Origin of the sequence: Salinisphaera sp. T5B8 (assembly GCF_040361255.1) — a bacterium.
GTDB lineage: Bacteria > Pseudomonadota > Gammaproteobacteria > Nevskiales > Salinisphaeraceae > Salinisphaera.
Genome location: NZ_APNG01000008.1, coordinates 25077 through 36968 on the forward strand (window position 1 = coordinate 25077; position 11892 = coordinate 36968).

Consider the following 11892-nt stretch of genomic DNA (forward strand, 5'->3'; position numbering starts at 1 on the left):
CTGCGTTGTGCAATAACCGGCCCGGGCGTATGTGGCATGCGATACCGCTTCATGGTCGTCTTCTTGCCGGGCGGTGTATTGACTTTGTGTGCCGTTTTTTTAACTTTGGGTGACAGCACAAATCGGTGCATGGAATGCCCAGTCTGGTTCGAAACAGTGCACTCGATGGATTTTGTCGCTTCGTCGGCGAACTGGGTGGCAATGCCCAGGCATTACTGTGCGACTGTGGCCTGCCGGCGGATATCGAAACCCGCGTGGACGCATTCCTGCCGTATCGCACGCTGATTGCCTTGCTGGAATTGTGCGCACAGCGGTTGAACTGTCCGGATTTCGGCATGCGCCTGGCCAGTGTGCAGGGCATCGAGATTCTGGGGCCGCTGGCCGTGGCCATACGGCATGCCGCGACCGTGGCCGAGGCGATCGAACAGGCCGCGAAATACCTGCACGTATTCAACCCCGGCCAGCGCATGACCATCCGGCGCGAAGGCGCGTTGGTGTGTCTTCGTTTCGAGATATTGCTCGAGAACGTGCCCTATACCCGCCAGGCCAACGAGCGCGCGCTGGTGTTTCTCAAGCGGGCACTGGAACTGGGCGGCGATGTCGCACCGCCGCGGCGCGTGTTGTTTGCCGACAGCCAGCTTGCGCCGGTGGCTGCCTATCGCCGGGTTTTTGGTCCCGGCGCGCTCTTGTTCGAGCAGGCCGAATGTGGCCTGGATGTCGACAAGGCCACCATGGCCGCTTCGCTGCAGCGTTCCAATCCGCATATCCGCTCGATGGCGATCGCGTTCATGGAGCAGGCGGCCGGCCCGCGTGCGCAACAGGTGTCATTGCGCGTACGCGAGATCTGTCGCCGGCTTTTGCCCACCGGTGGGGCATCGATCGATATCGCAGCCGAATATCTCAATCTCAATCGGCGTACCCTGCAGCGCCGGCTCGTCGACGAGGGCACCTGCTTTTCGGCGGTGCTGGATAGCGCCCGGGCCGATATGGCCACGCGATATCTGGCCGAGGCCGACCTGCCGCTGGGCCAGGTCGCGGCACTTCTGGGCTATACCGAGCAAAGTGCGCTCAATCGCGCCTGTCGGCGCTGGTTCGATACTACGCCGCGTACTTATCGCCAGCGCCTGCAGGCGGATGAAACACGTGACTGAGCCGCGTGTGTATCGCCGCGGCGGCGGCTGTCGCCTTGCAAAAGTCGTATTGCCGGGAGCGTCACGACATGTGGCAGACTCATTGCAAGGCAAATGCACGATACTCAGGGAGATTTAAATCGTGACAGCTTCAACGGGCCGCTCGGGCCGATTCGGTTTGTTTTTTGTCGTCGGGCTGCTGGCCGCGGCGATCTCCGGCTGTAGCCAGGACGAAGGCGCTACCGTCGATGGCATTCATCTGGTCAACGCCGATGCGCTGACCGTGTGTACCCATATTCCCTACAAACCGTTCCAGTTCACCGACGACAGCGGCGAGGTGGTGGGCTTCGATGTCGATCTGGTGGATCTGCTGGCTCAGGATCTGGGCGTGGATACGAAGGTTGTGAGTGTGGACTGGAACCAGATCACCTCTGGCGCGGTGCTGGCGGCCGGCAAGTGTGATCTGGCTATGGGGGGCGCCACCATCACGCCCAAGCGTCAGGAAGTGGTGCTGTTTTCCGCGCCTTATTTCAACGCCACCCAGGCGTTGCTGGTAAAAAAGGACAGCGGTTACCAAGGCCTTGAAGATCTCGACGGCAAGCGGCTGGGTACCCAGACCGATACCACCGGCGCGATCTATGCCGACAAGCATGCCGAGGAATACGGCTACACGACTGTGGTGTTCGACGATCTTGCCCTGGAAACCACCGCGGTGAGCGCGGGCAAGGTGGACGCTGCGATCAACGACAACGGCCCGCTGTATCAGTACGCCGCCGATAATCCGGAAACCGAGATTGCGGCCGAATTCGATACCGGCGAACGCTATGGTTTTCTGGCGAAAAAGGACGACGAGAACGCCAAGAAGCTCATCGAGCGGCTGAACGCCGTGATCGCCAAGGCCAAGGAAGACGGCCGCTACGACGAGATTTTCAAGAAGTGGTTCGGTCAGGTACCGGGCACGATCAACCAGCAGTAGTCGGCATTCATGGTATCCCGCCCGGCGCAGGCCAGGCCGCGAAAAACCAGCCCACGCATCCGTGCACGGCGAATTCGTGCGGTTCAGTACGCGCTGCTGATACTGGCGGTCGTCGCCGCGGCGCTGCTGGCCGACTGGGCCCAGATCGGACGAACCTTCTTCGACCCGGGGCTGATTCGCGATACCGTCGCCCACGGCCTATGGCTGGCGTTGTGGAATACGCTCGTCTATACCGCGGGCGGGTTCGTTCTGGGCCTGGTGGCCGGCACCTTGCTGGCCATGATGCGTTTGTCCGATGTCGGGCCCTATCGCTGGCTGGCCACGGTCTATATCGAGTTCTTTCGCGGACTGCCGGCGCTGGTGGTGTTCATGGCGTTTTCGCTGTTGCCACTGGCCTTTCCCGGTCTGGCCATGCCGTTGCCGCCCTATGGCACGGTGTGGGCGGCACTGGGGATCGTGGGCAGTGCCTATATGGCCGAAACCATCCGTGCCGGGATCCAGGCCGTGCCCCGCGGCCAGATCGAGGCGGCGCGCTCGCTGGGGATGTCGGCGGGCCAGACCATGTGGAAGATCACGCTGCCGCAGGCGTTTCGTATCATGATCCCGCCTTTGACCAACGAGCTGATCATGCTGATCAAGGATTCCTCGCTGGTGTTCATCGTCGGCCTGTCGGCGGCGAATTTCGATCTCACCAAGTTCGGACGGGCCGCGGCCAACAGCAACGTCAATATCACGCCGCTGGTGGTGGCCGGCCTGGGTTATCTGATCATTACCCTGCCATTGTCGATTATCGTGCGGCGCATGGAAGCCGCCGCCTCCAGGCAGCGCTGACATGATCGCTGGCGATGCACTGGTCGAACTGCGGGCGCTGAACAAGTATTTCGGTAGCAACCACGTGCTGCGCGATATCGATTTCAGCGTCGCACGCGGCGAAGTCGTATGCGTGATCGGCCCGTCCGGCTCGGGCAAGTCCACCTTGCTGCGCTGCGTGAACCTGCTGGAAACGCCGCAGTCGGGCACGGTCCGTGTCAACGGCGAGGAACTCACCGACCCGGATTGCGATATCGATGCCGCGCGGCGACATATCGGAATGGTCTTTCAGCAGTTCAATCTCTTCGCCCATCGCAGCGTGCTCGACAACTGCATGCTCGCCCTGACCACGGTACTCGACAAACAACGCGACGAGGCCGAGCGCATCGCCCGCGCCAATCTCGAGCGGGTGGGTCTGGACGACAAGATCGCGGCCTACCCGGCCCATCTGTCCGGTGGGCAGCAGCAGCGGGTGGCCATCGCACGCGCGCTGTCCATGGACCCGGCGTTGATGCTCTTCGACGAACCCACCTCGGCGCTCGATCCGGAACTGGTCGGCGAAGTATTGAGCGTAATGCGCCGGCTCGCCGATGAAGGCATGACCATGATCGTGGTCACGCACGAAATCGGCTTCGCGCGTGAAGTGGCCGACCGCGTGGTGTTCATGGATGCCGGTGGTATTGTCGAGCAGGGGAGCCCCGCCACGCTGCTCACCGATCCGCAGGAACCACGGACACGTGATTTTCTCAAACGGGTGCTCGATCCGGGATCGCGCTGAGACATGCATCCGTTGCCCGCACGCCTGCGTTTACTATGATTGATGATGTGCACCCGGCTGCTGGGCCGGGTTCAAGTCGTATCGACTATTGTCGATAGATATCATTCAAGACGGCGCAGTATGCGCATTACAAGTACAACACGCCCCGGTCGCCTGAATGAAAACGGGTCTCATGTCGCAACGAGTCGAAGAAAGCGAACGCCTGCATGAGTTGCGGGGGCTCGATTTGCTCGATACACCGTTCGAGGATCGCTTCGATCAGTACACGCGCCTGGTGGCGAGCGTTTTCAATGTACCCACGGCACTGATCACCCTGGTCGAGCGCGATCGCCAGTGGTTCAAGTCCCTGGTGGGTTTCGACCGGCGCGAAACGCCGATCGAAGAATCGTTCTGTGCCCACGCGCTGCCGCTGGATCTGCTCTATGTGCCGGATGCAACGGCGGACCGGCGGTTTCACGACAATGCGTTGGTGCTGGGCGAGCCCTATATCCGTTTTTATGCCGGGGCGGTGCTGCGCGGGCCCACGGGTCAGCCGCTGGGCACGCTGTGCGTGATCGATTCGCGTCCCCGGGAGCTGTCGGACGTCGAAAAATGGCGGCTGATGATGTTCGCTCGTATCGTCGAGAGCGAGATCAACCTGCATCGTCAGTTCGATCACTGGTCGCTGGGCTTGCAACACCGGGCGATGTACGACGCGGTCACGGCATTGCCCGGGCGCGCGCTGTTCGAAGAGTTGATCGCCAATAGCTGGAATCAGATCGAGAGCGGCGGGCGGACCATGACGATGGTGCATTTGCACCTGAGCAATTTCGAAATCCTGCATTCTCTGGTCGGGCGGGCCGGCTGCGATCATGTGATTTCGACGATCGCGCAGCGGCTGTCGCACGATGTGTACGGGGACGATCGTATCGGCATGCTCGGTTCCAAGCGTATCGGTGTTGTCATGACCGCGGCCGCGGATGCGGCGGACGATACGCTGGAGCGCGTGAACACGTTGATGCGCAGCCTCGCGGCGCCGATCGAATACAACGGGGTGCGTCTGACGGTCGATATCAAGGCCGGTATCAGTCGTGCACCGGACGATGCGCACGATGTCGAGACGTTGATTGCACACGCGCGCATGGCCGCGGCCGAAGCGCAGCATAGCCCGGACGGCGTGCGTCGCTACTCCAGCGACGTCCAGCGCGCCGTGGCCCGCAGCCACGAGCGCCACTACCGGTTGGCCGAAGCGCTACGCGCGGATGCACTGGATCAGGTCTATCAGCCGATCGTGGAGTGCGGCAGCGGCCGTATCATCGGCGTGGAAGCACTCGCGCGCTGGACTGACGGGGAACACGGCCAGGTCAGCCCGGATGAGTTCATCCCGATCGCCGAGGCCGATCCCGAACTACGTCGGCTATTGACGGTATGTACGCTCAACAGTGCCTGCCGCCAGCTCGCCGAATGGCGCGAAGCGCATGAGGTCGTGCCGTATGTGGCGGTCAATATTGCCGGCGAGGAACTCTACTGCGAAGACTTCGCGGATATGGTCGCGGGTCTGATCGCGCAGCATGGGGTGCCAGCCTCGCATCTGGTGCTCGAGATTACCGAGCAGAGCGTGATCACCGACGTCGGAACAGCGGCAGAAACAATGCTCGAAATGCGCGTACAGGGCTTTCGCTTTGCAATCGACGATTTCGGTACCGGCTATTCGTCGCTGCGCTATCTCCAGCAGTTGCCACTAGATATTCTCAAGATCGATCGCAGCTTTACCCAGCTGATTACCCAGGACACGACCAGCCATGAGCTGACGTCCGGCATCCTGCAGATCGCGCGGACGCTCGATCTGGCCGTGATCGCCGAAGGCGTGGAAACCGAAGCGCAATACGCGGTGCTCAAGCAACTCGGCGCCGGTCATATCCAGGGCTTTCTGTTGGGACGCCCGCAGCCGGCACAGGCCATTACCGAACAACTGTACGGGTCGGACTAGACTGGATACCGGGCAGGGCCCCGGGCGGGGCCTAGAGCCGCTGGCGTAGCTTCGCGCTCCAGGCCTTGAGGTCGAGCAACAACTGCAGCTGCGCCGGTTCGCCCTGAACACGTTCCATCAGTTGGGCGATGAGCTCGTCGTAATCGTCCAGGGTCAGGCCGCCGTCCGGGGCGAATTCCAGGCGTTTCGATAGCCAGTTGTTCCAGTCGTCGCGTTCCGCGTCGACCAGCGTTTCCGGAAAATAGCGGGCACGATAGCGAAACAGCAGTTCGTTGAGCCGGTTGTCGGCGAACACGATCGCGCCATCGGCCAGTTCGGCGGCCGAGGTGCGACGGACCTGATCCGCCAGCTTGCGGTCGGCGTCCGATACGAAGCCGTCGTAGAGCGCGGCTTCGGCATCGCCGTCGGGCTCGAAGGCATGGGCATCGAATACTGCCGTTGCCTTGGCTTCCACCTCGGAAAGCTGATCGTGAATGGCCTTCCAGTGGCGTCGGCACTGGTTGATATCCAGATTCAGTCGCGCGGCTTCGGATTCGCGCATCATCTCGAAGGGGGCGAGCACCGGGCATTTGTTCAGGTGCACGCCCTTGAGCGCCACCCGCGGCGTGTCTTCGGGCAGGTCGGCGGTGGGCGTGAAGATGCGCTCGAATATCTCGTCCGGCGGCAGTTCCAGCAATGGCGTGGGGTCGACGCGCAGATCGTAGACGATCACACAGTTTTTATTGCTCGGGTGCGCGGCGATCGGCATGACCGGCGACAGACAGCCGTTCGCGGCCGGGAACTTGGAAGAGACATGCAGCGCCGGCTTGCGGGTGCCCATGTCGAGCATTTTGCGGGCACTGTGCTTGTCGCGACTTTTTTCGACGTAATCGAACAGCTTCGGCTGCTTGTCGCGGATGAGCTTGGCCAGACCAATGGTGGCATGCACATCCGAAAGCGCGTCATGGGCGCGTTCCTGGGCCAGGTTGTTGGCCTTTGCCAGATGTTCGAGCTTGAAGCTGGGTGTGCCGTCTTCGCGCTTGGGCCATTCGATGCCGTCCGGGCGCAGGGCATAGGCCAGGCGCACCATGTTGATGATGTCCCAGCGCGAACAGCCGTTCTGCCATTCGCGGGCGTAGGGGTCGAAGAAGTTGCGCCAGAGGGTGTGGCGGGTGACTTCGTCATCGAAGGCCAGACTGTTGTAGCCCACGCTGCACGTGCTCGGCACCGCCATTTCCGCGACGATGGTTTCGATGAATTCCGGCTCGGGCACGCCGCGTTCGAGTGCGATCTGCGGCGTGATGCCGGTGATCAGCGTGGCTTCGGGATGGCCGAGCATGTCCACCGGCGGCTGGCAGTAGAGCACCGCCGGTTCGCCGACGATATTGAAATCCATGTCGGTCCGGATGCCGGCGAACTGGGCCGGCTTGTCGCGCCGTGGGTCGGCGCCGAAGGTTTCGTAGTCGTGCCAGAAATAGGTCGGCGTGCTCATGGGCGACTCGTGCTTGCGGGTGTCAACGCGAAACGCGTTATGAGGCGGCCTGGGCCTGTTGTTCGAGCGCTTCGGCGTTTTCCATCCAGCTGGCTTCGGCCTTGTCGAGCTGTTTGCGCAGCTTGCCCTGTTCCTGCGACAGGCGTGCGATCTCGGTCTTGTTGCCGTAGACGCTGGGCTTGGCCATTTCCTTTTCGATGGCGGCGATCTTTTCCTCGAACTTGGCCATATCGGCCTCGGCCTGCTTGAGCGCGCGGCGCAAGGGTTTCTCGCGTTCGCGTTGGGCGGCCGCATCGCGGCGGGCATCCGCGCCGCTGCCGCCGGCGGTGGTCGGTTTTTTCGGCTTGTCGCTGCCTTCGCGGGCCGCGTTCTGGCGGGTCAACCACTTGGCGTAATCGTCCAGATCGCCGTCGAAGGGCATGAGCGTGCCGTCGTCGACCCGCCAGAGCTGGTCGCAGGTGGCATCGATGAGATGGCGATCATGGGCGATCATGATGACCGCACCGGTATAGCCGGCCAGCGCGGTTTCCAGCGCGTGGCGCATGTCCAGATCGAGATGGTTGGTCGGCTCGTCGAGTAACAGCAGATTGGGCTTGTCGTACACCACCAGGGCGAGCGCAAGGCGGGCCTTTTCGCCGCCGGAGAAGGGAGCGATGGGCTCCAGCGCCTTGTCGCCGTGGAAGTCGAAGCCGCCGAGAAAGTCGCGGATTTCCTGTTCGGAGGCACGGGGGGCCTGGCGTTGCAGGTGGGTGGCCGCACTGGCGTTGTCGTCGAGCACTTCGAGCTGGTGCTGGGCGAAATAACCCACGCGCGTGTACTTGTCGTGCTGTACGTCGCCGCTGATCGGGGCCATCTCACCGGCGAGCAGCTTCATGACGGTGGACTTGCCGGCGCCGTTGCGGCCGAGAATTGCCAGCCGGTCACCCGGTACGATCTGCATCTTGATGCCGCCGACCAGGGTCACGCCGTCATAGCCGGCATCGGCGTTATCGAGTCGCAGCAGGGTATCGGGCAGGCGTTCGGGTTGGCGAAAACTGAAGGAAAACGGCGTATCCCAATGGGCCGCCTCGACCTTTTCCATGCGCTCCATCTGCTTGAGCTTGCTCTGCGCCTGTCGTGCCTTGGTGGCCTGGGCCCTAAAGCGATCGACAAAACCCTGTAGCTGCGCGAGTTTCTTCTGCTGATTCTCGTAGGCGGCCTGCTGTTGCAGCTTGGCCTCGGCGCGCATGGTCTCGAACTCGGAATAATTGCCGGTATAGAGCGTGGCGCGACCGCCTTCCAGATGCAGCGTATGGCTGATCAGCGCATCCAGAAAATCGCGGTCATGCGAAATGATGATCAGCGTGGCCGGATGGCTGGCCAGGTATTCCTGGAGCCAGAACACCGCATCCATATCCAGATGGTTGGTCGGCTCGTCGAGCAGCAGCAGATCGCAGCGGCGCATGAGCGCGGCGGCCAGGTTCAGGCGCATACGCCAGCCGCCGGAGAAGGAATCCAGCGGCGCGCGATGGGTGTCGGGCGCGAAACCCAGGCCGTGCAGCAGCTTGGCCGCCCGGGCGGTGGCCGAGTAGCCGTCGATCTCGGCCATGCGGCCATGCAGTTCGGCCATGGCGTGGCCATCGGCTTCGGCCTCGGCCTTGGCGAGCTTGGCCTCGACCGCACGGAGTTCGGTGTCGCCATCAAGCACGAAATCCAGCGCGGATTGGTCCCCGGCCGGGGTGTGCTGGCGCACCGTGGCGATATCCAGATGCGCGGGAATCTCGGCCTCGCCGGAATCCGGCGACAGTTCGCCGAGCATCATGGCGAACAGGCTGGACTTGCCGGTGCCGTTCTGGCCGACGATGCCGATGCGCTGGCCGGGCTGGAAGCGTACGTTGACGTTTTCCAGCAGCTTGCGCGATCCGCGGCGCAGGGTGAGGTCTTTGAAAGCGATCATGGGCGCTATTGTAAATCAGGGACGAAAACAAAACGGCCCGCGCGAGGCGGGCCGTTTCGACAGGCACGAACGAGTGCAGCTTCAGGACTGGCTGCGACCACCGCCCCCACCGGAACGGTTGCCGCCCCGATTGCCGCCCCGGCTGCGCCGGCGCTGCTGATTGCGGCCGGGTGCATTGTTGCCGCCGCCACCGCGTTTGGGCGGGCGGTTGCCGCCGTTGTTGTTCGGACGCCGTGCCGGCCGGTCGTCGGCTTCGTCGTTTTCGCCGGCGCGCAGGTCCACGCCTTCCACGGTCATGCGTTCGATCTGCTTGCCGATAAGCTTTTCGATGTCCTTGAGCAGCTTGCGCTCATCCGGGCCGACCAGCGATACGGCTTCACCGGCTTCACCGGCACGGCCGGTACGCCCGATCCGATGGACATAGTCCTCGGAGACGTTGGGCAGTTCGAAATTCACGACATGGGGTAGCGATTCGATATCGATACCGCGGGCGGCGATATCGGTGGCGACCAGCACCTGGATATCGCCGTTCTTGAAACCGTCGAGCGCCTTGGTCCGGGCGTTCTGGCTCTTGTTGCCATGCAGGGCAGCCGCCGGCAGGCCGTCGCTGTCGAGCTGCTTGCACAGACGATTGGCGCCGTGCTTGGTACGGGCGAACACCAGCACCTGATGCCAGTTGTTTTCCTTGATCAGGTGGCTGAGCACGGCACGCTTGCGCGGTTTTTCCACCATCACGACCTTCTGGTCGATACGATCGGCAGTGGCATTACGCGGCGCGACGTCGATTTCGACCGGCTTGTGCAACAGGCTCGAGGCCAGCTTGCGAATATCCTTGGAGAAAGTCGCCGAGAACAGCAGCGTCTGGCGTTTTTCCGGCACGTACTTGAGCACGCGCTTGATATCGTGGATAAAGCCCATGTCGAGCATGCGATCGGCTTCGTCGAGCACCAGGGTCTGGATGTTCGACAGGTCGGCATGGCCTTCCTGCAGCAGATCCAGCAGGCGGCCGGGGGTAGCGACAACGATATCGACGCCTTTCTTGAACTGGCCGATCTGGGGCTGATAGCCGACACCGCCGAAGATCACCGTACTGCGGATCGCGCCGGACTGGCCGTAGGTACGCACCGATTCGTTGACCTGGGCGGCCAGTTCACGCGTGGGGGCGAGCACCAGAACGCGCGGTTTCTTTTCCTGACTGTCGCCGAGTTTGTGCAGCAGCGGCAGGGTGAAGGCCGCGGTCTTGCCGGTGCCGGTCTGGGCGGCGGCAAGCACGTCCTGGCCGGCGAGTACGGCCGGAATGGCCTTGGCCTGGATGGGCGTGGGTTGGCTATAACCGGCAGCGGCGACCGCTTCGAGAAGCGACGGCGCCAGGCCGAGTTGGTCAAAGGACATAGAAGGTTTTCCGTTGGGCTGCGGCACATCATGAACACGAGACATCCGCTGCCGCATGGCATGATGGCGTGGATCGCAGCGCCGCGAGAAAATACAGTCGCTGCGGCGGCCGGCTGGCAAGAACCAGCCTGTGGCGCAGTGCGCAAGCATGCGCGGGCGCCGGGCCGAATTTTCCAGTATACGCGCAGACAGGGTTGAACGATAGACGCGCGATCGAACGAACCGCATGATCGCGTGTCGCAGGTTCGAAAGGCTTTTTGCAAAGGATTAACGCAAGCGCCAGCAGGCGTGCGCGATTACGGGTGCCATGGCGTTACTTTTTGTTTATCTGTTTCTCGCGCTTGGGGTGTCGTTTCTGTGCTCGGTGCTGGAAGCGATTCTGCTATCGATCACGCCCTCTTATATCGCCCTCATGCAGAAAGAGGGTGGGCGCGTGGGTGCGCGCCTCGAGTCGCTCAAGGCCGATATCGACCGGCCGCTGTCGGCGCTGCTGAGCCTGAATACCATCGCCCATACCATTGGCGCGGCCGGTGTCGGCGCGCAATCTCAGGCGGTGTTCGGCAACGGCTATCTGACCGCGACCTCGGTGGTGCTCACGCTGTTGATTCTCGTGATTTCGGAAATCATTCCGAAAACGCTGGGCGCGAGTTACTGGAAACAGCTCGCGCCCACCGCCGCGCTGCTGCTGCAATGGATGACGATTGCGCTATATCCGCTGGTGGCCCTGTCGATGGTGATCACCAAGCTGCTCACGCCCAAACATACGGGCCCGACCTTTTCGCGCGACGAATTTCAGGCCATGGCCGATCAGGGCGAGGCCGATGGCGTGTTCGATATCGAGGAATCGCGCATCCTGCGCAATCTGTTGCATTTTCAATCGTTGCGCGTAAAGGACGTGCTCACGCCGCGCGTGGTGATGATGGCGTTTACGCAAGATCAGACCGTGACCGAGGTATTCGAAACGCTGGGCACGCGGCGTATCTCGCGTTTGCCCGTGTTCTCCGAAGACGGCCACGAAATCACCGGCTTCGTGCTGTTATCCGATGTACTCAGCGAGATCGCGCGCGATCGTCATACCACGCCGCTGTCGGCCATCCAGCGCGATGTGCTGGTGGTGCCGGAATCGCTGTCGCTGTACGGGCTTTTCCGTAACCTGCTCGAGCGCCAGCAGCAATTATCCGTCGTGGTCGACGAATATGGCGGCATCGTGGGCGTGGCGACCATGGAAGACATCGTCGAAACCATGCTGGGTCTGGAAATCATGGACGAGGGCGATGCGGTCGAGGACATGCGCGTCATGGCCCGCGAACAATGGAAACGCCGTGCCCGTAAGCTGGGCCTGATCGAGGAGGACCTCGACGAGGATGAAGCCGCTGCACGTCGGCGTGCTGCGGCCCGTCACGAATCCTCGGCCGGCTCGCCGGTCTGAC

Annotated in this window: 9 protein-coding genes; 6 read left to right on the forward strand and 3 right to left on the reverse strand. The window is 62.5% G+C overall.

Annotation, left to right across the window (positions count from 1 at the left end; genetic code table 11):
* Nucleotides 1-134 precede the first annotated feature (134 nt).
* The 5 genes from T5B8_RS08740 to T5B8_RS08760 all read left to right on the forward strand — a co-directional run bounded on the left by T5B8_RS08740 (nucleotide 135) and on the right by T5B8_RS08760 (nucleotide 5663).
* The gene (locus T5B8_RS08740; RefSeq protein ID WP_353178018.1) at nucleotides 135-1151 is read left to right on the forward strand and encodes an AraC family transcriptional regulator; all 1017 of its coding nucleotides are present in this window, start codon (nucleotides 135-137) and stop codon (nucleotides 1149-1151) included.
* Nucleotides 1152-1269: 118 nt separating this feature from the next.
* Nucleotides 1270-2106 (forward strand): ABC transporter substrate-binding protein, encoded by an 837-nt coding sequence (locus T5B8_RS08745; RefSeq protein ID WP_502950788.1) that lies wholly within the window; start codon nucleotides 1270-1272, stop codon nucleotides 2104-2106.
* Between the two features lie 9 nt (nucleotides 2107-2115).
* The gene (locus T5B8_RS08750; RefSeq protein WP_353178022.1) at nucleotides 2116-2937 is read left to right on the forward strand and encodes an amino acid ABC transporter permease; all 822 of its coding nucleotides are present in this window, start codon (nucleotides 2116-2118) and stop codon (nucleotides 2935-2937) included.
* A gap of 1 nt (nucleotide 2938) precedes the next feature.
* Entirely contained in the window at nucleotides 2939-3694 is a 756-nt protein-coding gene (locus T5B8_RS08755) for an amino acid ABC transporter ATP-binding protein (RefSeq protein ID WP_353178024.1), read from the forward strand.
* Nucleotides 3695-3866: 172 nt separating this feature from the next.
* Nucleotides 3867-5663 (forward strand): putative bifunctional diguanylate cyclase/phosphodiesterase, encoded by a 1797-nt coding sequence (locus T5B8_RS08760; protein ID WP_353178026.1) that lies wholly within the window; start codon nucleotides 3867-3869, stop codon nucleotides 5661-5663.
* 31 nt (nucleotides 5664-5694) lie between these two features.
* Here the strand turns inward: T5B8_RS08760 and sbcB are convergent, their stop codons facing one another.
* The 3 genes from sbcB to T5B8_RS08775 all read right to left on the reverse strand — a co-directional run bounded on the left by sbcB (nucleotide 5695) and on the right by T5B8_RS08775 (nucleotide 10462).
* A complete protein-coding gene (gene sbcB / locus T5B8_RS08765) occupies nucleotides 5695-7134 on the reverse strand; it encodes an exodeoxyribonuclease I (protein WP_353178028.1) in 1440 nt (479 codons plus the stop codon).
* 37 nt (nucleotides 7135-7171) lie between these two features.
* Nucleotides 7172-9070 carry an ATP-binding cassette domain-containing protein gene (locus T5B8_RS08770; protein WP_353178030.1) on the reverse strand — a complete coding sequence of 633 codons (1899 nt, stop codon included), beginning with the start codon at nucleotides 9068-9070 and terminating at the stop codon, nucleotides 7172-7174.
* 81 nt (nucleotides 9071-9151) lie between these two features.
* Nucleotides 9152-10462, reverse strand: coding sequence for a DEAD/DEAH box helicase (locus tag T5B8_RS08775; protein WP_353178032.1), 1311 nt, complete (start codon nucleotides 10460-10462; stop codon nucleotides 9152-9154).
* A 307-nt stretch (nucleotides 10463-10769) separates the two neighbouring features.
* Between T5B8_RS08775 and T5B8_RS08780 the strand changes: the two genes are divergently transcribed.
* Complete coding sequence (locus T5B8_RS08780) at nucleotides 10770-11891, forward strand: CNNM domain-containing protein (protein WP_353178034.1); 1122 nt, start codon at nucleotides 10770-10772, stop codon at nucleotides 11889-11891.
* Nucleotide 11892 lies beyond the last annotated feature (1 nt).

Coding starts and splice junctions, on each gene's coding strand:
- T5B8_RS08775 (WP_353178032.1), bottom strand. CDS start 10,462: ATGTCCTTTGACCAACTCGGCCTGGCGCCGTCGCTTCTCGAAGCGGTC.
- sbcB (WP_353178028.1), bottom strand. CDS start 7,134: ATGAGCACGCCGACCTATTTCTGGCACGACTACGAAACCTTCGGCGCC.
- T5B8_RS08780 (WP_353178034.1), top strand. CDS start 10,770: ATGGCGTTACTTTTTGTTTATCTGTTTCTCGCGCTTGGGGTGTCGTTT.
- T5B8_RS08760 (WP_353178026.1), top strand. CDS start 3,867: ATGTCGCAACGAGTCGAAGAAAGCGAACGCCTGCATGAGTTGCGGGGG.
- T5B8_RS08755 (WP_353178024.1), top strand. CDS start 2,939: ATGATCGCTGGCGATGCACTGGTCGAACTGCGGGCGCTGAACAAGTAT.
- T5B8_RS08740 (WP_353178018.1), top strand. CDS start 135: ATGCCCAGTCTGGTTCGAAACAGTGCACTCGATGGATTTTGTCGCTTC.
- T5B8_RS08770 (WP_353178030.1), bottom strand. CDS start 9,070: ATGATCGCTTTCAAAGACCTCACCCTGCGCCGCGGATCGCGCAAGCTG.
- T5B8_RS08750 (WP_353178022.1), top strand. CDS start 2,116: ATGGTATCCCGCCCGGCGCAGGCCAGGCCGCGAAAAACCAGCCCACGC.